Here is a 25,871-nt window from a genome sequence, read left to right on the forward strand (position 1 = left end):
CCATTTCTCCTTTTTCCGTTCTGGTGTATATTGAAGAACGAAAAAAGAAAAAAGGGGTATCTCTCATGAAAAGATTTCACAAGCTTGAAAGCAGTAAAATGGCATTCTATCTGTTCCTCCTGTGCTGGCTGGCCTACTTTACCTCCTATATCGGACGGCTGAATTTTTCTTCCGCCATGACAGCCATGATCGAGGAGCAGGTGCTTGCCGGGTCCCAGGCAGGGTTTATCAGCATGGTATATTTCTTTGCCTACGGCATTGGGCAGATGTGCAACGGCCTGTTGGGAGACCGGTTCCATCCCGGACATATGATATTTACCGGTCTCGCCGCTGCCGCTGCCGCTAATCTCATCATGGGATTTGTGGATTCCTTCTTCCTCATGTCCCTGGTCTGGGGCATCAACGGATACGCCCAGTCCATGATCTGGCCTCCCATCATCCGTATTTTTGCGGAAATGCTGCAGGAAATGCAGAAGGTACGCTACTGTATCCACATTGTGTCCTCACAGGTGGCCGGGACTCTGGGCGCCTATCTCCTGGCAGCGGCCGTCATGTGGCTGGCAGGCTGGAAAGCCGTGTTCGGTGCGGCAGCCCTCTGCCTGGGCGTCATGGCTGCTGTCTGGTCCCTGGGTTTCGGCCGTATTGAGCGTTACAGCCAGAGCTGCGGGAAGGAAGATACCGCGGCCCCGGATGTCTCGGGCTTTAAACCGCAAGACACATCAAAGGCTGTACCTTTCTCCTCTCTTCTCTTCAGCTCCGGCCTGCTGGCCGTAGTATTTCCGGTACTGATCCACGGAATGCTGAAAGACGGAGTAGCCACCTGGGTGCCGACCTTTATCAGCAAAACCTTTCTGACCTCTCCGTCTCTCTCTGTGCTGGTGACCACCGTTCTGCCCATTGTAAATCTCACCGGTGCCTATGCCGCACAGTATGTATACCGCCGCACAGGCAGACGGGCCATGAAGGCTGCCGTTCCCTTTTTCCTGCTGGCCTCTGCCGCGCTGGCCGGAATCCGTCTGGCAGGCAGCCTGTCCATCGTCCTGACCGTGATCCTGTTCGCGCTCATCACCGCCTCCATGATGGCAGTCAACACCTTATTTGTCAATCTGCTGCCCCTGAACTACGAAAAGCAGGGCCGGGTCTCCACAGTATCCGGCTTTCTGAACTCTGTGGCCTATCTCGGCACCGCGGTTTCCACCTTTTCCATTGGGGTCATGGTGGACCATCTGGGGTGGGGCGCCACTGTTACAAGCTGGATACTGGTCACAGCCGCTGCCCTTATAGTCTGCATTGTAAAATCTCTGCGCGAAAACGTTACAGGTCCCTAATATTTTTTCATCTCTCGTAAGGAAGCCGGGGACACCCCGTAGCACTGCTTGAACTTCCGGTAAAAGTAGCTGGTATCCGTATATCCTACCTCCTGGGCGATATCATTGATCCTGCGGTTCGTATTCAGTATCAGGTCTTTGGCGATCCCGTTCTTGATATTGCTCAGATACTGGGTGAAAGAGCACCCCACTTCCTTCTGGAAGATCTGGCCCAGATACGAGGCGTTCATGTGGTATTTATACGCCAGTGTCTTCAGACTCAGCTCCTCCCTGTAATTCTTCTGCACCTCTGCCATGATCTGCTTTACCACAGGCGTGTATGCGGAATTCTCTGTGTGCAGATATGTGATGATCTCAGAAATCTCCGAGATGAACATAGCCTTCAGTCCGAAAATATCCTCAGCGCCGTAAATCCCCTCCACCATATCGGACAGATCCTGCATATTCTTCTCTTCCAGCTTATATTCCCCCTTGATATCCCACAGCAGCATGGCGATCTTCAGGGCAGTCTGGTACAGGTTATTCACATCCGTGTCCTTGCGGATATTGTTGATGAACAGATCCTCGATGTAATTGATCGCCCCGTCCCTGTCCTTCTGCAGTATCATTTTGCGGAGCTGCGTCTCATCAATGGCCACATCCTTTGATTCCCGGTTCCTGATATGGTTGTCATCCACACAGCTTCCGTATCCGTCCAGCATCCTGTACTTCTGCATCCGCATGGCCTCCCGGTATGCATCCGGAAGCTTTTCATAATTCGTAAAGGAAGGGCCGATACTGATAAATGTAAAAATCCCCAGCTCACTTTCCAGGCGGTTCTGCAGACAGGAGAAACGGCTGTGGATCTCACCACGTATCTTCCCGGCAGTCTCCCCTTCCCCTCCGTTCCAGGTATAATCTGTCTGAAAACTGTCTATCAAAAGCAGGGTATCTGTGCCCAGATGGATCACTCTGCACGCTTCCTCCTGCAGAATGGAAAGCAGTTCCGACATATCCCCCTTCCGCATGCTTCTGCTGTCAATCTTCATAACTGCCGCTGACAGCAGCTCCGCCTTCTTTACCCTTGGAAACAGGGAGAGAAATGTTTTCTGCTCCTCCTCACTGCTTCCTCCCTCCAGAAACTTCTGCCATCCGATACGGTCCTCCATGTCCTTTGCATTGTCCCGGTCCATCTCCCGGAGTTTCAGAAGCGCCTTTTTTGCCACTGCCTCAAGCTGTTCCTCGTCAATGGGCTTTAATATGTAATCCTCCACGTCAAGGGGAATGGCTTTTCTGGCATATTCAAATTCATCGTATCCGGTGAGAATGACAAACCGCACCCTCTCATCCCTGCCCCTGATCTCCCTTAACAGGTTCAGGCCGTTCATCACGGGCATCTCCACATCTGTCACCACCAGATCCACAGGCTCCTTCTCCCAGAGGGACAGTGCCTCCTTACCATTGTGGGCCATATGCACCACCTCAAGTCCCAGCGCCTCCCAGTCTATGATGTTCCTTATCCCCTGGAGAATCAGCTCCTCATCCTCCACCAGCATTACTTTCTTCATCTGTTTCCCTCTCCCTGACCTTCAATTTCAATATCACATGCATGCCCCGGGGCCTGCCGGCCTCTAAAAACACACCGCATGTATCCCCATAAGCAGCCCGCAGCCTGCGGTTCACATTCGTCACGCCAATGGATTTTCTTGTATCCATCTCATTGTTTCTGAGTTCACGGTTCTTACTCTCCATGTCTTTTCCGGGCATTCCCCTTCCATTGTCTTCTACATGGATATAGAGGTCCTCCTCCACGCACCTGGCATAGATCCGAATCTCATTGTCGCTCTCCTCCATCCGGATTCCATGGATAAAATAATTCTCAATAATGGGCTGCAGGATAAACTTGATAACCGGAATGTTGGACAGTTCCGGTCCGCACTCCACACTGGAACGGAATTTTCCCTGGTACCGGTATTCAAACAATTCCAGATATTTCTTACAGTAGTGCAGCTCCTGCATAAGAGTTATCACATCCGCCTCCTTTAGCTGACTGCGGAAAGTGACGGCCAGGCTGTAGAGCATTTTCCCCACTTCCCGGTCCCCGTTGCAGATGGCCTTCATGCGGATGGCTTCCAGTGTATTGTACAGAAAATGAGGGTTGATCTGACTCTGCAGTGCCTGCATCTCCGCATTCTGCTGTTCAATCTCTGCCAGATAGCTTTTCTGGATGTAGGATTCCAGTTCCCGGCACATGCGGTTAAAATGGTGGGCGATCATGTCCAGCTCATCCCCGTGCTCATGTTCCGGAAGCTGTACCTTTAAGTTTCCCGTCTGCACCTGGTCCATGCCCTGCAGAATACCGTCAAGCCGTTTTGTAAGGCGTTTCAGATAACTGCTGATCAAGATCTCACCTGTAATGACAAGGACAGCCCCGATTCCCAGTATGGCAAAAATATGGACTGCCGGAACGGAGGCTGCAGTGTGCTTGTCAAGCCTGGCTGCCACAATATAATCTTCCACACTTTGAAGCTGTATGTAGGACCCGAGTTTTTTATCTGCGTCCTTTTGCTGGAAATCCTCCAGAAGCAGAGAGTCCGCCCCCGGAAATACCTGGTTTCCGTTCTTGTGATAGAGATACACCTCTGCCATGGGATACTTTTCCTGAATCTTTTTCATGGACCCTGTATCAAATGTAAAGACAATACACCCCTCCATCCTCATGCTGAGAGGGTCCCTGATTTCTTTCTGAAAGGAGTAGGAACCGGGCATGGCAAGCCCGCCGTCCAGAATCTCCTTTCTCCGTTCCCTGCCTTCATGATTTACACGGATATCATTTTCGGAGTAAAAAACCGTTGTCTTGTTATTGGTATAGCTGATGAATTCTATCTCTTTGATATCCGGATACGCGGAATACGCATTTTCCACATAACTGTAAATATCCTTGTTGTCCAGTGTGTTGGAGGACGCGTACGTGTCCAGATGACGTTTGAGATATTCCTCCGTGTCATACCGGAAGTAATTGAGCAGGTCCTCCAGCTCAGAACTGTTCTGGTAAATCGCTCTGTGCAGATAATCCGCGTCCGAGCTTACACGGCTCACCTCCAGAACCGCCTCCCCGCACAGCTTGCCTGCATAATCCTGATTTGTCTCCAGCATGCGGGTTCTGCTGGAGGAAACCGAATATAAGATCAGCACTCCTACGATCAGTATCAGAACTGCGGAATAACTGAAAAATAATTTCTGAAATAAATGTCCCGGGCTTTTGTTTTCCATATATCCCCTCCTGCCTGTAAGTATACCATATCTCCGCCTGTCTGTGCATGCTGAGGATATGCTGACAGCACAAAAAGAGAGTCCTGTGGTTACTGTTCACACTCCACTGTCCCGCGAGGTGTTTTCAGGCCAAAGGCATGAAAATCCCGAGGCAGCCAGCGCGATATGGAGCGGAATGCTCCATATCTGTGCATCGTGAAGCGTGTTATTGGGCACGGAGTGAACAGTAACGTCCTGTGGTTAACTCTCTTCCAGTGAATGCAGAACCTTCCGGTTCATAAATGCTATGAGGAATCCGTACAGGCTTCCCATAAATAATACTGCTGTCCCTGCTTTCAACTCAAACAGCATCAGGATGACTCCCAGGGAGACAATGCTCCCCAGAGTGCTGACAGGCCTGGTGACAAGAAGGATCAGGGAGGTCTTAACAATATCCCGGTTTTTCATCCGGTACCGGGAGGCCAGCAGGTACAGATTTGGTGTCACCGCCAGGGCGGCTGCGAATAATATCACAAAAAGGATCATAAGAGGAAAGACCGGAATCTGTACCGCAAAAAACTCTATATTTATCTCAAATACCAGGATCAGGAACATATGGCCTGCCGCCAGCAGATATTTCTGTCCCCAGTCATCCCTGTATGCCTTCCTGTAGTCTCTCCATACCCCGGTCTCCGTTTTGGAGAGCAGGCGGTTCATGGTGTAAAACAGGGCGGAGAGCGCCGGCCCCGCAGGAACCATGCACAGCAGGAAGAATGGCAGGCAGGTGCGCACCTGGGAGGCTCCCACAAAGAGGAAAAACAGGATCGCCGGAAGGTTGGAGAGCAGAAACAAAAGGTTCGCTCCAATCACATACCACAGCTTTTCACAAAATCCCAATATCTTATCCATCTGGAACACTTCACTAAACATTTTCTCCTCCTCTTCCCAAGCTGCCGGTCTGCAGCCGCTCTCAGGTACGGTCTGCGCCATAAATGCACTGGCCTGACCGGATTATTACCATTATTCTTACAGCTCGATCAGGATCGTCTTGATCTCATAGGGATGCAGATGAAGCTTCATCTCCCCTGCCGGCCTTGCCTTTGTGAGCGGGCGTTCCCTCAAATCCCCCTCCATCCAGCAGGAATAACCAAATCCCGGTGTCACCGTCACGTTCTGGGAACTTCCCGCAAACTCATGGAAGCGCAGAACAATATACTTTCCGTCCTCGGACTTTTTCACTGCGTCCACTTCCACCTGTTCATTGTCAAAGGTGACAAAACTCTCAAAGTCTGCCTTCGTCCTTCCGGCAGCCGCCTTCATGGGGTCATTGAGCGTACATGCCTCCTGCACGGTACGTCCCTCCACAAAATCCCCGCCGTGTGGCAGAAGGGCATAGGTAAAGGTGTGCATACCCTGGTCCTGCAGATGGTCCGGCTGCAGACCGGAGCGCAGAAGGGAAATGCGGATCACATTATCCTTGATGTCATGTCCGTATTTGCAGTCATTCAAAAGGCTGACGCCGTAATTTCTCTCGGAGAGGTCAGCAAAACGATGGGCAACGCTCTCAAATCTGGCCTGATCCCAGCTTGTGTTCCAGTGGTTTGGGCGCCTCACATTGCCGTACTGTACATCATAGGTTGCATAGGTGGAGCGGATATCCACCGGGAAAGCAGCCTTTAATAACTGCTGTCTTTCATGGAAATCCACATCTGTCCGAAAGTCGATCCTTCGGGAATCCCGGTACAGGCTCATATCCTGGGAAATGAAGGATCTCATATATTTCCATTCCATGTGGATGGTCAGTTTCAGCGGACCGCACTCCGTCACTTCAAAGGCCGTCAGCTCTGTGATCTCCCTCATTTTCTGCTGGTAGTAAATATCAATGTCCCACGCGTCGTTGTCAAGAGGCTTATCCTCGAACATCTGCAACACATTACCCCGCTCCCCTTCTGCCAGGACCTCACGGCCGAAGGTCTTGTCATAGAGCCGTGTTATCTGGCCGTAATCATTCAGGGAAACCAGATAATAAGGTGTCTCAATCTCCCTTCCCCGGATGACGAAGCTGTTCTGCTCCTCTTTTCCCTGTGCCTGGGGATGGAAGAAGATGACCTTATGCCCCATGGCCGGCACCTGCTCTGCCTTTACATACACGGCATTTTCCCCTTTCTGTACAGGAAGCACACACCCCTTATCATCTGTAAAGTATCCGTTCTCTGTGCAGGGGATGGATATCAGCTCATCCTTCGTCCAGGCAGAAGCATTCCATACGGTCCAGGTGTTCTCCTCCGGCAGGGCTGTGTTCTCCGTGAAATCCTCCTCCACCTGAACTGCGATTTCTTCAATGGCAGCGTAATCTTTATGGCAGTCCTCATATACCTCATGGATGGAGGAGCCGGGTATGATGTCATGGAACTGGTTGGTCAGGATCAGCTTCCAGCCCTTTGTGAGGCTTTCCTGTTCTGCTTTTTCCAGGCTTCCTGCCATGAGGCCCTGCATAACGGTCATCCACTCAGCTCTGCGGTATAAAAGCTCCATTTTCCTGTTCATGCGTTTGTTGTAGCCCTGGCTGGTGTAAGTTCCCCTGTGGTATTCCAGATACAGTTCCCCGTCCCAGGTATTTACATACTGGTCTGTGTCCTTTACTGTCTCCTTCAGTTTTCTGAAATACTCCCCTGCTGTGGATGTTTTCACATGAGGCAGTCCCGGAATCCTGTCCAGTCTCCGTCTCTGTTCCAGCATGTCACGGTTCACACCCCCGCCGCCGTCTCCGAATCCATAAGCGATGAGCAGGTCTTTGTTCATCTCCTTCTCACTGTAGGCATCCCACACGCCTTTTACAGTCTTTGGCATAAGCTTGCCGTTGTAGGTGTAGAACCAGGAGCCCGGTTCATTCCAGGGTTCCGGTGTGGTAATGAAATGGGTCAGCACTTCGCTGCCGTCAATGCCCTTCCATTTGAAGGTGTCGTGAGGCATACGGTTAAACTGGTTCCAGCTTATCTTTGTGGTCATGAACATATCAATGCCAGATTTTTTCAGGATCTGGGGAAGTGCCCAGGAGTAGCCGAACACATCCGGCAGCCAAAGGTATTCCACATCTTTTCCGAACTCATCCTTGATGAATTTGCTCCCGATCAATATCTGGCGTGTCAGGGATTCTCCGCTTGTCAGGTTGCAGTCTGCCTCCACCCACATGGCGCCGTCCGCTTCCCAGCGTCCCTCTCTGACGCGCTCCTTGATCTTCTCATAGATTTCAGGGAAATCCTCTTTGATATACTCATAAATCTGGGGCTGCGTCTGCAGGAAAATGTATTCCGGAAACATTTCCATCATGCGGAGCACTGTGGAGAAGGAACGGGATGCTTTCTCATGAGTGTGCTTCAGCCGCCACAGCCATGCCATGTCAATGTGGGTATGGCCTACACAGTAGACATTTACCAAGGAATGCTTATCCATCTTGTCAATCTTCTCATTCAGCACCTGATCCGCCTGATGAAGGGATTCATAGAATTCATCACTTCCCGGATATGCCCAGTCAATGCAGTGACACGCTTCATCCAGTGCGTTTCTCAGATCATAGCGGATGGGATTGTTTTCCTCCAGGTTCTCAATGGTCTCAAGCACCATGGTTCCCAGATAGTAAAAGTCGTCTGCCTCTTCATCCAGCCAGGCCAGATCTGCCCTTTTGATCTGATGCTCCTGCACCGCGGGCACACCGCCGCCCTCCAGCCCTGACCAGAGGCGGAAGGTCAGGCTTGTGTCCTTTCCATAACATTCCTCCGGGAAAAATACCTCCTGATGGTTCACGTCAACACCCTGGAAGGGTTCCCCATCCAGATAGCACATGGACTCAAAACCACTGTTGTTTCCCGCACCTGTATTTCCGAAATCAAAGATACCCACTGCCCGTCTGCCGGCCCACTCTGCCGGGATCCGGATATCCCTGTGCATCCACAGATAGCGGTCCCTGCCGGCCCAGCACTCACCCCCGGCAATCCTTCCCCAGCCGTCAAAGTTTACGGGAACCCTGGGATTTACCAGCTTCTGTTCATCCTCGCACATTAGGAATTCTCCTATAGGAGTCACACCACGGTATCTGTATTTCTTCACTTCATCCATTCGTCTCTGTAATTTCCTGTCTGTCAAAAACATAATACCCTCCTGTTTGATGCCGCCTTTCCCACCGCCTTAAGCAGCTCTGCAGCCAGCAGCACGCTTCGTTATTTTTATTTTACATGTTTTACAGGAAATAACAATTTCCCTTTTTCTAGGTTAACTGTACAAATTCTAGTGCGGTATTCCGGTGCGCGCTTACCGCTTTACCCGGTATCCCAGAAAGTCCAGCATCAGTTCACTGTACATGGCATTGGCCCAGGAAAACCATTCTCTTGTGAAAATCTCAGGGTTATCCACAAAGACACCCTCGTGCATCATACCTTTTCCACCGTCTGTCCCCGCAAGGCGTCTGAGTACCTGAAGTTTCTCCTCCTCTTTTTCCGCAGTCAGCCCCTCCATGGCTGCAGCAATGTGCCATACATATCTGGATGGTGTATGGGGACTTCCGATGCCGGACAGCCTGTCCCCTTTATAATAGTAAGGATTGGCCTCACTCAGCAGAAATCTCCTTGTGTTTTCCGCCACGTCACGGCGTCTCGGTATGTAGCCCAGATATTCCATGGATAAAAGGCTGGGCACATTGGCATCATCCATGAGATTATACTGCCCGAAGCCGTCCGTCTCATAGGCATAGATCTCACCGAATTCCGCTGTCCTGGCAATTCCGTATGTCTCGATTCCCGCTGTTATCTCCTCCCGAAGGCGTTCTGCCCGCTGTGCTGCTGCCTCCTCATGAAGGATTTCCCGGCAGATTTCAGACATGTATCCTAAAATAACACAGGCAAACATGTTGGACGGTATCAGATAACCATAGGTACATGCATCGTCACTTGGGCGGAATCCTGACCAGATCAGACCGCAGCCCTCTTTTACCAGAGCGCCCTTTCCATCCCTTGACAGTGTATCTGTGTGAATGGCATTTTTCCGCTGGAAACGGTACTGTGACCTGGACTCATGATACTGTTCCCATTCAAACACATCCATGATAGTTTTTATCCCTGTCAGAAAGGTATCATCAAAATGCGCGGTATATCCCGTATTCTTCCAGAGCAGGTAGGCAAGCTGGACGGGATAACACAGGGAATCCACCTCGAATTTCATTTCCCATACCCATGGGTTCTGATCCGGGAAATCCTTCTCCCAGCAGTTCCCGTTGTCTGTCTCATTAAACGCATTGGCGTAAGGCTCTGTCAATATGCAGCGAAACTGCCGCTTAACAAGCCCTGCGATCACCTGTGTCAGCTTCTCATCCTTCCCGGCAGCCAACAGATACGGGCGGAGCTGCGCAGTGGAATCCCGCAGCCACATAGCCGGAATGTCGCCTGTGATAACATGGGTGGTGCCGTCCTCCATCTCCCTCACCGTTGTGTTCAGGGTGTTGGTAAAGCAATTGCGAAACACCTCTGCCAGGTACGGTTCCTCCCTGCACTTGAGTTCTGCTTCCTTTATCAGTTCTTCTATGATTCCCGGGTTCTCCATTTTTAAAGTCCTCCTGTAATTTTTCTTATGTGTCCATCCTATCAAAAACAGATGGGGCTGTATAGTGAAATATCTCTTGAAATTTGTAAACTTTTCTACTCCGGGCTTCTGGCCGCATATGCAGAAAAGGCCCCACGGACTAACCGTGGAGCCTTTTCTATCTCTTCTGGCATTTCTCGCAGAAATATACATTCCCGCCCATATACGCCGCCCTTTTTATTTCCCCACCGCACCGCATGCACGGCTGGTGCAGAGAGTTTTTGGAGAGCTGGGTTATGTACCCGCCTTTGTTTCCGAATAAATCCCGCTCTGTATCTCTGCCCCCCTCATCACACATCTTTTTCAGTGTTTCGGTAACAGATTTGTAGAGATTCACAAAATCTTCTTCCTCCGCCTCCCGCATGTCAAACCTGGGGTCAATGCCTGCATTCCACAGAATGTCCTGCAGCACACCGTTTCCAAGGCCGGGTATGCGCTGCTCGGTTGCCAGAAATGCTTTGGCTGTCACCTTTTTTTGGGTATCCGGGTACAGACTCCGGAAATACTCGTAAGTAAATCCCTCCTCCAAAGGCGTACACTTGCTGACAGACGAAATATAATATTCATCACTGCATTTTCCCAGTGGATATACTCCGATAAACGCATACATCTGCACCGACACGGACAGGGCCGTATCGTCGTCAAAGGCCGCAAAAAACTGATGCCTTTTCGGGAACTCTGCCTTCTTTTCACAGTATTTCGGATAGGCGCCGTCGAAAAGCAGGATCATACAGTCTTCCGTATCAATCTCAATCATGCCGCCCCGGTTCACAGCCTTTACAATGGACTGCCCCTGGAGCATCTCATCATAATTTTCTTTGTCTCCGTGAAAGAACGCAAACTTATGGGGCGTATGGCCTGCTGTGACATAGTCAATAGTCTTTCCTTTCAGGTTATCTGTTATCTGCTTTGCTATGGTTCGGCTCTCCGGCAGTTCCAGCATATCATATTCCTCCTCCGGCATGTGTTTCAAACTGCATTCGGCAGGCTGTGCGTCACAGTTTGCCGAAATGAACTTTCAGGCATCTTCTAAGACTGTTTCCACCTCTTCAGTGTGGGGAACCAGGATTTCATCATTTTTTCTGCTTCCTCCTGCGTACCGAAAGGATTTCCGTTTTCCTCATTAAACTTCAGGTTAAACCGAATCATATCCTCCATTGTCATATCACCGGTAAAGCTGCTGTCCTTATAGCAGTAACAGCAATAATCCTCATTTCTGCTGCCGTCCCTTTCCGTTCCGAAATCTTCTTCCTTCTCCATAGGCATTCCGCAGCTCTGGCAGAATTTTTTATCTTCCATGATATCTGTCCTCCTGTTTTTCTTACAGGATACGATATCTAATATGACACCTTATGTCATATACGGTAAAGTTCCCGAATCTTTTCCGCCTCCTTTTCGATCTGCACTCTCAGCCATTCCGGCTCCAGGACCCTGGCATCCGCGCCGAAGGATAAAATAAAGCCGGTCAGCCACCTGCCAGGTGAAAAAGCAGTCTTCACCTCAAAGCCACCGTCCTTTTGGCGGACAATATCCTCCTCAGCGAAAAAGTCCAGCACCTGATAGCCCGCTGCCTCCGTAAACCTGAGTCTGACTGCTGTCATATCCTCTGACATGTCCCCGCCCGCATCCTTTTCCCCGGGCGCCTGTCTTGCCTGGAACTGTTCCTCCTCCATCTCCAGCTCCCGGATCCGGTTCAGGCGGAACAGGCGGAATGCCTGCTTATTCCTGCAGTAACCGGACAGATACCAGTGGCCGCCCTTAAAGCATAGGCGCAGCGGCTCCACCGTTCTTCTGCTCTTAATACCGGAGGAATTATAATACCGGAAGGTCAGAAGGCGGCGGTGCAGAATTGCATATTTACAGAGTTCAAAATACTTCTTCTCCAGCTTTCCCGCGCCCCATGTCTCAAAATCCACCTCCAGCCAGTCCACCGTCTGTCTTCCGAACAGTCCGGCAAGCTGGGAGAGCAGACTTCCCGAGTCCGCCGCTCCCACAGCATCCAGACTTTGAAGAGCCGTCATAATGTGCTCCTGCTCCTCCTCACCCAGCAGCGTCCTGTCAAGCTGGAAATGCTCCATCAGCCGGATTCCCCCGCCGTGCCCTCTCTCTGTATAAACCGGTATTCCCGCTGCGGAGAGCGTGTCCAGGTCCCGGTATATGGTGCGTACCGATACTTCAAGCCTTGCAGACAATTCCCCGGCAGTGATCCCGCGGTGCTCCATCAGTATGTATAATATCTCAAATAATCTGCTGTTCTTCATCTTCCCATCCCGTCTGTCACTACAGCCGTCCTGCTGCCTCTTCCCGCAAAAGGAATACAGCCTGCCCGGGAAGAAAATATCCCCGGGCTGTGTAACCTGCCCAAAGGCTGTCTGTTTTCATGTTAACAGTATAACACAGCCCTGATTCTGCCCACAAGGAGCACTTGTCACGTCATAAGGAAAAACTGGATCAGGCTTCCCAGTGTCTTACCGATGGCAATGGACAGCACCACAAGCCCCACACCCTTTGTAAGGCCGATCCGCCTTGCCATAATAGCGAATACATTCACCACTTCACCCAAAGCAATGATCCAGCTTCCCAGGAACATGCCGAAGAATATGCCGATGACAGCCAGTCCCCAGTGTCCGAAAGGCACATGGAACTGATACAGGTATAAAATATTTCCCAGAAAGGTCCCCAGGATCAGAGCGTCCTCATAGAGGAGCAGATTATGGCCCGTATGGGTAACACCCGCATACCGGGGAATGATACCCAGCCCGATGATAAAAGCAGCCAGCGCGGTGGCTACAACCATACCGCCGCTTAAGCCTACAATGGCAGCGATCACTTCATTCACCCACATCTTAACTCTTCTCCTTCCTGTTCTTCTTCTCGATCAGAGTCTTATCTACATCATCCTCATAGACACGCATCTGTACTTCCATAGGAGTAGGGTCCTGCGTGATCTTTCCATGTCCGAAATGATTGAAGAAAAATATAACGCCAAGGCCGATTCCCAGGGAATAGGTAAATTCCAAAATGGTGTGCCCCGTGGAAATATTGCCTGTGAGCTGCTTGTAAAGCTGAAAAAACAGTCCGGATGTATCCACATCCATATTAAACGTCATAATGGAAAAAGCCCCTCCGAAAAATGTAAGAAAGCACACCAGAGCCGTCTTCATCCAGCTCCACAGCACATGCCCATGCTTCTGCGTCTCATAGGTAATGACAAAATTCGCCTCACCGATATGCGTCACATCCACACTCTGTTCCTTATCCTGGATCGCCTCCACCAGCTCCAGGGCAGATACCACATAGCGCCCCGGCTTACCGTCCGGAACGGTGAATACCTTTCTCACCCGGTTCCTGTTCAGTACACTGGTACTGCTGGAGGAAAGCTTTGCCACATCCTGCAGGTAGACCTCCGGCTGATGTACCTCCACATTTTTCTCTGTCTGCACATATAAAACATCACTCATGTAAATATCTCCTTTGAACATAGACAGCCGGACGAAATCCTCCTGACTGCAATTACGATTACAGGGATAGTATGACATTTTCCTGTGCAAACTATTCTTAAAACAGCACACTTGCCGTGCCATAAATCAAAGCTTTTCCCGCAGGCGGCTCAATATTTTTTTCTCCAGCCTGGACACCTGTACCTGGGATATTCCCAGCTCTCCCGCAATCTGGGTCTGGGTCTTCTCCTGGAAGAAACGCATGTAGATCAGTTTTCTCTCCTCAGGGTCCAGCGTTCCCAGCATCTGCTCCAGCATCATACGGTTTAACAGATGTTCCTGGTCATTGCGCTGCTCCTCAATCTTGTCTTCTAGAGAAATATCCGTGCCGTCGCCCTGGTATATGGTCTTCTGCAGGGACTCGATTTGTGCCCCGGACTCCATTGCCAGCACCAGTTCCTCTCTGGTCACTGCAATACGCTCCGCAATCTCATCCATCTCCGGCTCTTTCCCGTTCTCCATCATCAGTTCCTCTCTGGCTGTGTAGGCTCTGCAGCATATCTCCTTTAAGGAACGACTCACCTTCATCATGCCGTCATCCCTTAAAAAGCGTTTGATCTCCCCTGTGATCATGGGGACCGCATAGGTGGAGAATTTCACATCATAGGAAGTATCGAATTTGTCAATGGCTTTCAACAGGCCAATGCTCCCTATCTGGAACAGATCCTCTGCCTCCACGCCGCGGTTTAAAAAGCGCCTGACAATGCTGTGTACCAGACCAATATTTTTCTCTACCAACGTATCTCTTGCTTCCTTATCTCCCTGGTGCGCACGCCCGATAAGGGCAAGGATATCCTCCATACAGCCTCCTTTTACTCAAATACCTGACTTCCGGTTCCGATTTTTTTCTTCATCCGGACGACAGTGCCCTTTCCCGGCTCAGATTCCACTTCCAGCATATCCATGAAAGCCTCCATAAAGGCAAAACCCATACCTGAGCGGTCCTGTTCCGGCTTTGTGGTGAACATGGGTTCCATGGCTTTCTCCACATTCTCAATCCCCCGCCCGTGGTCTGTTACCGCCACGGTCAGCTCTCTGCCGCAGATGGTACAGTCTATTCTGATCTTCTCTGTCTCCTTCTCGTAAGCATGTACAATACAGTTTGTGATCGCCTCGGAGACAGCAGTCTTAATATCCGCCACCTCCTCAAGTGTGGGATTTAACTGGGTGGCAAATGCTGCCACCGTGATCCGTGCCAGCCCTTCGTTGCAGGAACGGCTGTCCATCTCCAATGTCATTTCATTGGTATTCTCCATATCTACCTTCCCCCTTACCTTCTTTTCTGGTGCCAGACAGCTTCCTGGCTGATTTCAATATATTTGTAGATTCCTGACAGGCGCATGATCCGGTTTACCCTGTCATTTACATGGATTGCCGAGACCCTGCCTCCGCTGTAATGCAGAAGGCGGTATCTTCCCATAAGCATACCGATTCCGGAACTGTCCATAAATGTAGTGCCGGAAAAATCAAAGACAAGCTGACGGACATTCCCCTTCTTCAGCTCCCTGTCCACTTCATCGGTGATCTGGCTGGCAAAATGATGGTCCAGCTCCTGTGGTACATATACCATCAGGCAGTTGCCCCTCTTTTTTAACACATCTTCCATACTCATTTCCCCTTACTATTCCAATGCATCCCATTCGGCTGCTGCTGCCTGCAGAAATCCCATATTTTTCTGCGGACAACAAAAGGATGTGCATACGCTTATGCACACCCTTTCCTTCAAGGTTTCTCTTAGGTTATTCTTCTCCGGTGTCATCCAAGTTATCCTGGCCGTCACCTTCACCGTTGTTGTCATCGCCGCTGTTGTCATCGCCATTGTTGTCACCATTATTGTCGTCCTGGTTTCCATCTGTATTTCCGGAATCCAATCCGTCCTCACCGCCGCCGTTATCCTGGCCCTCATCTGTCTCTCCTCCGGTGTCATCCTGAGGCTCCCCCTGGTCAGCCGGTGCCTGGGAACCATCCCCGCCGCCGTCCTGCCCTGTGGGTGTTCCGCCGATGGCAGTCATATAATCCTTTGCGTCGCTGGCATAGCTGGTACCCGGAAATGCGTCTATGATCTTCTGATACCAGACAATGGCATTGGCGTTGTCCCCGCTCTTCTGGTAAGACTGGGCCAGATAGAACATGGAGTCATAATCCGGATCTCCTATCTCCTGTGCCTTCAGCAGATTGTCAATGGCAGCGGCATAATCCTGTCCTTCATACGCCGTGATGCCTGTGCTCTTATATCCCGCTTTAACGGTTTCACCAATCTCGTTCATGATGGTATCATACATGGCCTTGGCATCCACAGACAACTGGGATGCATCCACACTCTCCAGAGCGTTGGCTGCATTCTGGTAGTTACCGCTGTTGTATGCCTGCCAGGCTTTGATCAGGTTATCATAGCTCTCCGATTTGGTGTTGGCCTGGGCGATCTGCTCATTGGCCGTGTTCACCGACTGGGAGGAAGCGTCAATCTCCTGCTGCATCCTGTCTATCTCCGCTGCCTGGGTGGCTACCTTGTCACTGTATTCCACGATCTTCTTGTTGGCCTCATTGTTGATCTTCTGCGTCTTGGCCGGAACGATGAGGAACCAGAGCGCAGAGGCCCCCACCAGCAGGCCGATGATCAGATTGATCAGCGTATTGGTCACGGTCCTCTCCCTGTATTCCGGGGGCTGAATGATGGTGTCATTGCCTGAGTTGTAGATCACACGCCCGTCTTTTTCCTCACGATTCTTTTCCTTTGCCCTGAATCTTGGCTCCAGACTGGTCATTCTACCGGTCTGGTCATCCACCTCCCGCAGAAAACGCAGAGTGGTGGTGTTGGTCTTGTCTATCTTCGCCGCAATTTTAAGCTGTTTTCTGGCCTTCTCATATGCTTCTTCCTTTATATAGATCAGAGAGAGCAGATGATAACCCTTGATCAGCTTTGGATTGCTGGTCAGCACCTTCTTAAGCTGCATCTTAGCCATATCCAGATTTCCGGTACGGCAGTATGCGAGACACTGGTTATATTTCTTGATGCTGGTATTGATGGTGTCCAGCCGGTTGGCATTGCTCTGCAGCTTGTTGATGTAATCTGAAGCCACATTGCCGTCCGGCATAATGTTCTTGCTGATGACCCATTCACTTAGAGCTGCCACTACCTCTCCGGTCTCAAAATACACCAGACCCAGAAGGTTTCTGGCCTGGATATTGCATTTGTTCATCTTCAGGCTTCGTTTCAGGCAGGTGATGGCTCCGGACAGGTCACGGATCTGTGCCTTCTCCAGCCCCTGATTGTAGTAGAGATTGGACAGTGCCACTGCCTTTTTCTGGGCGGTCACATTACACCCGCACTTTGGGCAGTAAGGTGAAGTGTTGAGCTGTGCTTGGCATATCATACAATTCATCTGTCTTCTCCCTAATTCTTAGCCGTTCCATTGGTTTCTTTCAGCATTTCCTTCAAAATATCGATCACATCCGTCAGATCCTGTTTGTAGATGTTGCCTTCCGCCTCATCCACATCCAGGCACGGCTGGAATTTCTTCAGTTCTTCCTCGTAATTAATCATTCATTCTCCTCCTAACGTAATCCTTTATCTCCCCGGCAAGATACAAGGAACCCACAACGAACATCAGGCCGTCCCCCTTCAGGGCGTATGCCTTCTCAAATGCCTCTCCCGAATCCGGCACTGCCATTACACTGCTGCATCCGTTTGCCCGGAACAGCTCTGCCAGCTCTTCTGATGACTGCTTCCTGCTGCCCCATATCTCTGTTGTCACCACATTGGCAAATCTGAGTCCGCTGCAGACTCTGCGAATCATATCCTCATAGTCCTTATCCGAAACAGTGGCAAACAAAAGCGTTATGGAAAACTCCTCCTGAAAATGCCGGACTGTCTCCACAAACTGGGCAACCCCGTCCTCATTGTGGGCACCGTCCACGATCACTCCCGGAAGTATGGTCTCCATTCTGCCCTGCCATTTGGTATGTTCAAGGCCCTTTTTCAAAGTTTCCTTTCCTATCCCGTGGTTTTCCCTGAGGACACCCATTGTCTCCACTGCCAGTGAGGCATTCATCATCTGGTATTTTGCAATAAACGGAACAAACAGCTCTGTCGTCCCGTAAACAGCGGAATCAAAAGTAAAACCGATTCCTTTTGGCGTGTAGGATAAAAGCTTCTGGCTTTCTGCCCTCACCTCATGGGCGGGACATCCAAGCTCCTCCGCCCGGCTGCGGATCACAGCGGCTGCTGTCTCGTTGTTCGCGTCAAAGATGACCGGCACACCCTTCTTGATTATGCCAGCCTTCTCCCCGGCTATCTTGTCGATGGTATCTCCCAGATATTCCACATGGTCCAGACTGATGGATGTGATGACACAGGCTAATGGATTCAAAATGGAGTTGGTAGCGTCAAGTCTTCCCCCAAGGCCTGTCTCAAGTACAACAATATCCACATCCTCATCTTCAAAAATCAGCATTCCCATGAGAAACAGGAACTCAAAATATGTGGGATGGTAATCCCCCTGCTCCACAAGGCGGTCGGAAAGCTCCTTCACCTTCAGAAAAGCCTCCAGAAATTTTTCATCTGAAACCATCTGTTCATTGATCTGGAATCTCTCATTGATCTTCATCAGGTGCGGGGATGTAAAAAGTCCGCATCTGTAACCGCCTTCCTCCAGCATGGTGGACAGAAAAGCGCAGACGCTTCCCTTTCCGTTGGTTCCTGCCACATGGATTATCTTTCTATTTTTATCGGGACTGCCCAGCATGTCCAGGCATTTCCTGGTGTGTTCCAGTTTATTTTTCGTTGTAAATTTTGGAATTTCTTCAATGTATGCTGCTGCTTTTTCATAAGTAAACAAAAGCGTTTTCCTTCTTTCCGTCTTTGGTAAGCCTTATCTATATAGGAAAGTCACCACTTCCCCTTATAAGGACAAGACCGTCTGCTGCAGTCCGGACAGTAGCCGCCGGATTGTAACAGGTCACTTATCATTATAATGAAGTGGTGACAATATGCAAGCAAATTATGTCGGTTCTTTTAAAAGTTTTTAATTCTGGACCGGGTTTTCCACATCAGGTACCTCTATCGGCCCTTCTCCGGCGGCTGTCCCGGTGTTATTTTCTTCCCCTATGGGATTCCCGGCGGCGCCGCCTTCTTTGTTCGCCGCATTCGGGTCAATGGTGTCCGCCCCGCCTTCTTTGTTCTCATCGTCCAGAGGCGGTACCTCCGGAGTCAGCGGCTCCACAGGCACTTTGTAGATAATACTGTCGGTTCTGGTGAGTACCTTGCGGGTGGAACTGTTGCTTCGGATCGCTACATCCACCTCATCCCCGTCTTTTAACTCCACATCATTCAGCAGAAGTGTGGTTGGGCTGATATAGGTGGTTTCCAAAAGTTCACCGTTCACCTCCACATACGCGGACTGGGTGAAGTTCTCACCGGTGATATAATACCTGCCGTCTGAGATCTTCTCAATCTTATCAAGCACAGCGTCTTTTACTCCCAGATGCATCTCTGTCCGTTCAAAAGGATTCTCACCGTCGTAGACATACTGTTTTCCATACAGGATATCATACTGGAGGGTTTCCAGATCCACTTGGTAATTTTTCGTCTGCCTTCTGGCCTGATGGAAGCGGAAAATATTTCCCTCATGGATTCCCACACGGTCCATCACCTCTGCTGCCATCTGGTAGGCTGCCACATTGGCATCCTTCTTCTCAAGCCCCATATTGTCCCAGATCACATACTCTGTCTGGAACAGATAGCGGTTCTTCACATCCTTGACCTTCAGACCCATGGTCGGAAGGTGGTCACCGTACATGACAAGCACAACGTCCTCATCATATTCGGCCAGGGTTTCCGTAAGCTGCTTGACAAACTGGTCCATCTCATAAATCTGGTTGCAGTAATACTCCCATTTATTATTGACAGCGTCGGACTCTCCGCCGGTGACGGTAATCTTGGGGTCATCGATCATAGGCTCCTCCGGATAATCCCCATGGCCCTGTACGGATATGGTGTAAATGTAATCCGGATCGTCGGATGATTCCAGTGCTTCCATAATATATTTTGTCAGGTTCCTGTCGCGCATCCAGTCATTTGGATTAGTGTCATCCTGCTCTGACATGTATTCCTCTGAGGTAAAACTGTCAAATCCCAGATTGGCGAATACATTCCTTCTGCCGTAAAAGTTTGCCTCATTGTTGTGTATGGCATGGGTGCTGTATCCCAGATTCTTTAACACATAGGGCGCGCTCTCACAGGTGGTCTCTTTTAAGATACTCTTGTAGGGGTATTCCCCTGGTCCGAAATAGCGCAGGCTCATGCCCGTGATGGATTCAAACTCCGTATTGGCTGTTCCCGCGCCTACACTGGGCACCTTGTAGTAGCCTGAGGAATATTCCTTCATCAGTTTCCTGAAGGTTGGAATCGGGTCCTCAGAAATCTTCAGGAAGTTCACCAGCGTAGGATCAAAGAAGGACTCAAGCTGCAGGAAAATAATATTGGGACGTTTTTCTCCCGTCTCGGCAAGGCCGCTCTCGCTCTTCTCGATTCTTTTGATGGATGCCTCAGAGTAATCCCTGGGACAACTGATGCCTGTGTTAAATATGGTGGTTGCCAGACAGTAAGGATATCCATAGTCTTCATAGGCAAACGCAATATTTCCGAAATAGTTGGACAATACCCTCTTCTCCAGTGCCAGCTTGGTTGTTCCGGCAAATGCCAGCACCCCGGCCAGCACCAGAGGGATATTGAGTTTGTATGTCATTTTTCCCTGATACTTCGGTCCCTTCAAAAACAGAAATACCAGTCCAATGAGCGCCGCTGCTGCCAATATGATCACGATCACAAAAAAGACAGGTGACAGATACTTATTGGCGATCTTAAACGCATCTGTGATCAGGTGCAGATCCGGCCCGGTGAAGGGAGTGACACGGTTTGCCAGAAGCACGCCGTTGATAATTCCCAGTACCAGCCAGAAGATAGCCAGAAGGGTTCTCATAAAAACCCTCCGGCGCACCAGATAAACTAACAGTGTGGTAGTGAAAATCAGAAAGGAATTGTAGAGAAACACCAGAGGCCTTTCCGTCATATACGTGTATGCTTCGCGGACGGAATGTCTGGAGATTGCTTCTATCACAAAATACCCCATCATAACCACTACCATCTGAATCGGCAGAGAAAGCCGGTTCAGATATTTTAACCACTTCTCATTCATATATTTAACTCTCCTATAGCCTGCGCAGTTATCTGCCAAGCTGTGCAAGCCTTTCCTTTACCTGTTCCATCATATTTGTGTATTTTTCAAGTTTGGCCTTCTCCTCAGCCACCTTGCTCTCGGGAGCTTTGCTCAGGAACCGTTCATTGCTCAGCATTCCGTTTACACGGGCAAGCTCTTTGTTCAGGCGTTCGGCCTCTTTGTTCAGACGCTCAATTTCCTTCTCGATATCCACCAGCTCCGCAAAAGGCATGTAGATGACTGCCTTTGAAGTTACCGCAGAGACAGCGTCATCCGCAATTCCCGTCTTGTCGGCCTGGATGGTCACTTCGCTGGCATATCCCAGAGCTGCGAAGAAGACTTTTCCGTTCTCAAAGACCTGACGGATCTCCTCCTCCTCTGATACCACGTATACTTTCGCCTTTTTACTTGGTGGTACATTCATATCGGTACGAACATTCCGGATGCTTCTTACAGCTTCCTTGATGATCTCAACCGCGCGCTCATCCTCTGTGAAGTTCCATGCTTCTGTCTTCACAGGCCAGGAAGCGATCATGATGGACTCTTCCTCAGGGTGAAGGGTGCAGAAGATCTCCTCTGTGATAAAGGGCATGTAAGGATGCAGAAGCTTCAGCGCATTGCCCAGAACGGTCTTCAGCGTCCAGAGGGCTGCTGCCTTGGTGTTGTCCTCGTCATTATACAGCCTTGGTTTTACCATCTCAATATACCAATCACAGAATTCTTCCCAGATAAAATCGTATACCTTCTGAACCGCAATGCCCAGCTCGTATTTGTCCAGATTCTCTGTAACTTCCTCTGCCAGTGTATTCACTTTGGAGAGGATCCACTTATCCGCTCCGGTCAGGGTATTCAGGTCAATCTCAGCGGGAACCTCCGCTTTTTCCAGGTTCATCATTATGAAACGTGACGCGTTCCATACCTTGTTGGCAAAGTTGCGGCTGGCTTCCACTCTCTCCCAGTAGAAACGCATATCATTGCCCGGCGCGTTTCCTGTCATGAGGGTGAGGCGCAGGGCATCAGCGCCATATTTATCAATAACCTCCAGGGGATCAATGCCGTTCCCCAGGGATTTGCTCATCTTGCGGCCCTGGGAATCACGCACCAGACCGTGGATGAGAACATGGTGGAACGGTGTCCTGCCTGTCTGCTCCAGACCTGAGAATACCATACGGATAACCCAGAAGAAAATAATATCATAGCCTGTTACCAGCACATCTGTGGGATAGAAATACTCCATCTCTTCCGTTTTCTTCGGCCATCCCAGTGTGGAGAAGGGCCAGAGGGCGGAGGAGAACCAGGTATCTAAGGTATCCTCATCCTGTGTCAGATGCTCACATCCGCATTTTGGACAAACTTCCGGCATGTCACGGGTTACCACTACCTCACCGCATTTGTCGCAGTAATAAGCAGGGATCCTGTGTCCCCACCAGAGCTGGCGGGAAATACACCAGTCACGGATATTCTCCAGCCAGTGCATATAGATTTTATCAAAACGGTCCGGTACGAACTGCAGACTTCCGTCTTCCAGTGTCTTGATGGCAGCCTCTCCCATCTCTTTCATTCTGACAAACCACTGGGGCTTGATCATTGGCTCCACTGTAGTGCCGCAGCGGTCATGGGTTCCCACACTGTGGGAATGAGGCACTACCTTTACCAGCAGCCCCTGCTCCTCCAGGTCTCTGACCATGGCTTTTCTGGCCTCATAGCGGTCCATTCCTGCATATTTGCCGCCCAGCTCATTGATGGTGGCATCGTCGTTCATGATATTGATTTCCGGCAGGTTATGGCGTTTTCCCACTTCAAAGTCATTGGGGTCGTGTGCCGGTGTGATCTTCACGCATCCGGTACCAAACTCCTTGTCTACATATTCATCTGCCACAACCGGAATTTCCCTGTCAGTGAGCGGCAGCTTCAGCATTTTTCCAACCAGGTCTTTGTATCTCTCATCCTCCGGATTGACAGCAACAGCCGTATCACCCAGGAGCGTCTCAGGACGTGTAGTCGCAATTTCCACATAACGGCCCTCTTCGCCTGCGATGGGGTAATTGATGTGCCAGAAAAATCCGTCCTGGTCCTCATGCTCTACCTCTGCGTCGGAGATGGATGTCTGGCATACCGGACACCAGTTGATAATACGGGATCCTTTGTAGATATAACCTTTTTCGTATAATTTAATGAAAACTTCCTGTACAGCCTCGGAACAGCCCTCATCCATGGTGAAACGTTCTCTGTCCCAGTCAGCGGAGGCGCCCAGCTTTTTCAACTGGTTGATGATCTTGCCGCCGTATTCCTCTTTCCACTCCCAGGCGTGTTTCAGGAATGCTTCCCTTCCAATCTCGTTCTTGTCAATGCCCTGTTCTTTCAGCTTCTCAATAACTTTGACCTCTGTGGCAATGGCTGCATGGTCCGTGCCCGGCTGCCACAGTGCTTCGTATCCCTGCATTCTCTTGAATCGGATGAGGATATCCTGCATGGTCTCATCCAGTGCGTGTCCCATATGAAGCTGTCCTGTTACATTGGGCGGGGGCATCACAATGGTAAATGGTTTTTTATCTCTGTTTACTTCGGCGTGGAAATATTTGTTGTCCAGCCATTTCTGGTAAATTCTGTCTTCCAGTCCCTTGGGGTCATAAGTTTTGGCAAGTTCCTTGCTCATAATCTCCTCCTTAAAATGAAATGGAATCCCGCGTGCAGCCATCTTCCTTTTGTATGCATAGAGTATCCTGCCCGGCAGACGTTTTGTGTTACAATAAAAAAGCCCTCTACAGAATAAACTGTAAAGGGCGAAATCTTCCGCGGTACCACCTTTTTTTCTCACTCATGTCCGTTAACGCAGACTACGCGTGAAGGCCTACTCCTGATTCATCCTTTACAAACCACTCTGTTCAGCCCTCCGGTTCAAAAGCTACCTTCCATCCGTTCTTCTGAAACGACCTTGCAGCCGGTGGGTCGTTCTCTCTGCCAGTTTCCGGGATGTACTCCTCTTTCTCATCACCTTTTCATACGTCCCATCATAATCACATTGTTCTCTTTTGTCAAGTGAATAAATTGTGAAGAAATAAAAATAAGCCCGTATCTGCGGACTTATTCCTCATTTGTTCGTAATACACGCTATCCTATGCGGGATATTATCCCTCTGATTTCATCCCGGTTCCTTCTATATAAAAGGGTGCGGTTACACCGGGAATAAAAATCAGAGGAATCCCAGCCGTTTAATCTGCTGCATAATTCTATAAATTCAGGTTTCGGCCTTTCGGCATTCCATAATAAGAATCTCACATGGAAGATTCAGGTTCTAAACTTTGCACGGAAGTTCTCACCCTACTGCCATCAAGCAGGTTTCCTGGCTCATGGTTCATCGCTCAGCCGCCTTCTCACACTTTCATGCAATGGCATTTTGGCTTCGCTTCCCATTTACAGTGACCGCATCGCTCAGGATTTGCACCTGATTCCCTTTTCACCAGCACTGTGCGGCCAGTGCGGATGCACTTGATCGTTTTATGGAATTATACATATTTATGTTACCATTCTGCAAAGGTTCAGTCAACCCCCATTTGATTTAACCGCCCCGTCCGCGTACACGCAGTGATCAATCCATTTACCTTTTATCATTCGCAGGGAGCACCAGACTGATTTGATCATCCAGTCTGCTTTCAGGGCAACATAAATCAAAAATGCCGGTGCATGCCAAACAAGTCCCAGAAGGATTCCCAAAGGTATCGAGACCAGCCATAAAAACAGAATGTCTGCGTACATCAGGAATCTGGTATCGCCGCCGCCGCGCAATACTCCTTTTGTTAATACTGACTGTACTGACTGGAATACTACCATGATTGCAACAGCATACATCAATTCTCTGGCGATCTTTACAGTCTCCTCTTCCAACTGAAAACTATTGATTATAACCGGACATAACAATATAATCGTAATGCCCGCAAATATTCCTAATCCGATACTGAGAGCCCAGAAGGTTTTTCCCTGTTCATAGGCTTTCTTTTTTTCTCCTGCACCCAATGAATTTCCTGTAATCACGCCGGAAGAACTGGATACTCCCTGAGTTAGGATTGTGGACATTCTGGTAACCTGAGATACGATTGCATTGGCTGCCACGAATGATGCACCGATATGCCCCATTACAATTGAAACAACACTATTTCCTAGTCCCAACAAAGTATCTGAAATAAGAACAGGCACACAGTATGAAATATAGAGATGTAATATATCCTGACATCTCATCTTCAGGTCGCGCATACGATAACCGATCTTTGAATCCTTAAAGAAGAAGAAACCGCCGATAATTCCAACCTCAACTATTCTGGAAAGCAGAGTTCCTAAAGCAGCCCCTGTGATCTGAAGTTCCGGCGCTCCGAGGTTACCGAATATAAATACCCAGTTCAGGAATATATTAACAAAAAACACTATGACAGAGGTTATAAACGGCAGCCTTACTTCCTGTACCGAACGCAAAACGGCAGTCAATGTCAAAGAAATACCTGTAGGTATGTAAGCAAATGCACTGACACGGAAATACAAAATTCCTTTATCCACTATCTGATAATCGTCTGTAAATATTTCCATAAGCTGTGCCGGGAACAGGAAAGTGATCATACTGAATATGGCAGAAACCGCCAGGCATAGACGCAGCATAACCGTGACTGTTTTTTTCAGTTTCTCAATATTCTGTCCGCCCCAATATTGTGCTGTCAGAACTGCTGCCCCATATCCCATTCCCATAGACATAATCTGAAAGATATTAATAAACTCATTGGCCAGGGATGAGCCAGCCAGTTGATACTCACCATATGCTCCCAGCATAATGGTATCGATCATGTTTACGCCTATAGTCAGCATTCCCTGTAATACCACAGGCACAGCCAAATTTACTACTTTTCGATAAAATGTTTTATCGTTCACAAACAGTTTCAACGATAACCTCCTAACATCAACACAGCCTTTCAAACAAA

Annotated in this window: 20 protein-coding genes, 1 riboswitch and 1 other annotated feature; of the genes, 1 reads left to right on the top strand and 19 read right to left on the bottom strand. The window is 49.6% G+C overall.

All coding sequences use genetic code 11. From position 1 onward, the window contains the following. Positions 1-65 precede the first annotated feature (65 nt). A complete protein-coding gene (locus tag MUB35_RS15500; RefSeq protein WP_244806454.1) occupies positions 66-1,328 on the top strand; it encodes an MFS transporter in 1,263 nt (420 codons plus the stop codon). Here the strand turns inward: MUB35_RS15500 and MUB35_RS15505 are convergent. The 19 genes from MUB35_RS15505 to MUB35_RS15595 all read right to left on the bottom strand — a co-directional run bounded on the left by MUB35_RS15505 (position 1,325) and on the right by MUB35_RS15595 (position 25,833). Further along, the gene (locus tag MUB35_RS15505; protein WP_033139238.1) at positions 1,325-2,875 is read right to left on the bottom strand and encodes a response regulator transcription factor; all 1,551 of its coding nucleotides are present in this window, start codon (positions 2,873-2,875) and stop codon (positions 1,325-1,327) included. The two genes, MUB35_RS15500 and MUB35_RS15505, sit on opposite strands and share 4 nt — an antisense overlap. Next, a complete protein-coding gene (locus MUB35_RS15510; RefSeq protein WP_148392868.1) occupies positions 2,847-4,580 on the bottom strand; it encodes a sensor histidine kinase in 1,734 nt (577 codons plus the stop codon). Before MUB35_RS15510 ends, MUB35_RS15505 begins: the two co-directional genes overlap by 29 nt. Before the next feature lie 240 nt (positions 4,581-4,820). Next, a complete protein-coding gene (locus tag MUB35_RS15515; protein ID WP_244806455.1) occupies positions 4,821-5,489 on the bottom strand; it encodes a DUF624 domain-containing protein in 669 nt (222 codons plus the stop codon). Positions 5,490-5,585: 96 nt separating this feature from the next. Further along, complete coding sequence (locus MUB35_RS15520) at positions 5,586-8,708, bottom strand: alpha-mannosidase (protein WP_033139236.1); 3,123 nt, start codon at positions 8,706-8,708, stop codon at positions 5,586-5,588. Between the two features lie 159 nt (positions 8,709-8,867). Continuing rightward, positions 8,868-10,151 (bottom strand): glycoside hydrolase family 125 protein, encoded by a 1,284-nt coding sequence (locus MUB35_RS15525; RefSeq protein WP_227245457.1) that lies wholly within the window; start codon positions 10,149-10,151, stop codon positions 8,868-8,870. A gap of 157 nt (positions 10,152-10,308) precedes the next feature. Beyond that, positions 10,309-11,133, bottom strand: coding sequence for a DNA-formamidopyrimidine glycosylase family protein (locus MUB35_RS15530; RefSeq protein ID WP_103731952.1), 825 nt, complete (start codon positions 11,131-11,133; stop codon positions 10,309-10,311). A gap of 86 nt (positions 11,134-11,219) precedes the next feature. Next, positions 11,220-11,489, bottom strand: a complete 270-nt coding sequence (locus MUB35_RS15535) for a zinc ribbon domain-containing protein (RefSeq protein WP_244806456.1) — start codon at positions 11,487-11,489, stop codon at positions 11,220-11,222. A gap of 56 nt (positions 11,490-11,545) precedes the next feature. Further along, positions 11,546-12,451, bottom strand: a complete 906-nt coding sequence (locus MUB35_RS15540; protein WP_148392865.1) for a helix-turn-helix transcriptional regulator — start codon at positions 12,449-12,451, stop codon at positions 11,546-11,548. Between the two features lie 167 nt (positions 12,452-12,618). After that, positions 12,619-13,035, bottom strand: a complete 417-nt coding sequence (locus MUB35_RS15545) for a stage V sporulation protein AB (protein ID WP_033139231.1) — start codon at positions 13,033-13,035, stop codon at positions 12,619-12,621. Position 13,036: 1 nt separating this feature from the next. Further along, on the bottom strand, positions 13,037-13,651 hold the full coding sequence (locus MUB35_RS15550; RefSeq protein ID WP_033139261.1) for a stage V sporulation protein AA: 615 nt from the start codon (positions 13,649-13,651) through the stop codon (positions 13,037-13,039). Positions 13,652-13,777: 126 nt separating this feature from the next. Continuing rightward, entirely contained in the window at positions 13,778-14,491 is a 714-nt protein-coding gene (locus MUB35_RS15555) for a SigF/SigG family RNA polymerase sporulation sigma factor (protein ID WP_033139230.1), read from the bottom strand. An 11-nt stretch (positions 14,492-14,502) separates the two neighbouring features. Beyond that, positions 14,503-14,946 carry an anti-sigma F factor gene (spoIIAB, locus tag MUB35_RS15560; protein WP_033139229.1) on the bottom strand — a complete coding sequence of 148 codons (444 nt, stop codon included), beginning with the start codon at positions 14,944-14,946 and terminating at the stop codon, positions 14,503-14,505. A gap of 14 nt (positions 14,947-14,960) precedes the next feature. Beyond that, positions 14,961-15,296: an STAS domain-containing protein gene (locus MUB35_RS15565; protein WP_033139228.1), complete on the bottom strand. Its 336-nt coding sequence runs from the start codon at positions 15,294-15,296 to the stop codon at positions 14,961-14,963. Positions 15,297-15,429: 133 nt separating this feature from the next. Continuing rightward, entirely contained in the window at positions 15,430-17,073 is a 1,644-nt protein-coding gene (locus tag MUB35_RS15570) for a tetratricopeptide repeat protein (RefSeq protein ID WP_033139227.1), read from the bottom strand. Positions 17,074-17,084: 11 nt separating this feature from the next. Next, positions 17,085-17,234 carry a hypothetical protein gene (locus MUB35_RS15575; protein WP_244806457.1) on the bottom strand — a complete coding sequence of 50 codons (150 nt, stop codon included), beginning with the start codon at positions 17,232-17,234 and terminating at the stop codon, positions 17,085-17,087. Then, complete coding sequence (locus MUB35_RS15580; RefSeq protein ID WP_148392864.1) at positions 17,227-18,528, bottom strand: bifunctional folylpolyglutamate synthase/dihydrofolate synthase; 1,302 nt, start codon at positions 18,526-18,528, stop codon at positions 17,227-17,229. Before MUB35_RS15580 ends, MUB35_RS15575 begins: the two co-directional genes overlap by 8 nt. 186 nt (positions 18,529-18,714) lie before the next feature. Further along, complete coding sequence (locus MUB35_RS15585) at positions 18,715-20,886, bottom strand: LTA synthase family protein (protein WP_033139225.1); 2,172 nt, start codon at positions 20,884-20,886, stop codon at positions 18,715-18,717. Between the two features lie 28 nt (positions 20,887-20,914). Then, a complete protein-coding gene (locus MUB35_RS15590) occupies positions 20,915-23,563 on the bottom strand; it encodes a valine--tRNA ligase (protein ID WP_227211630.1) in 2,649 nt (882 codons plus the stop codon). Positions 23,564-23,683: 120 nt separating this feature from the next. Continuing rightward, positions 23,684-23,908 (bottom strand) — a binding site (T-box leader). Between the two features lie 315 nt (positions 23,909-24,223). Further along, positions 24,224-24,415: riboswitch (cobalamin riboswitch) on the bottom strand. A 35-nt stretch (positions 24,416-24,450) separates the two neighbouring features. Beyond that, on the bottom strand, positions 24,451-25,833 hold the full coding sequence (locus MUB35_RS15595) for an MATE family efflux transporter (RefSeq protein WP_225305188.1): 1,383 nt from the start codon (positions 25,831-25,833) through the stop codon (positions 24,451-24,453). Positions 25,834-25,871 lie beyond the last annotated feature (38 nt).

It is taken from the genome of Blautia sp. NSJ-175 (assembly GCF_022867815.1).
In the GTDB taxonomy this organism is placed as follows: Bacteria; Bacillota; Clostridia; order Lachnospirales; family Lachnospiraceae; genus Blautia; species Blautia celeris.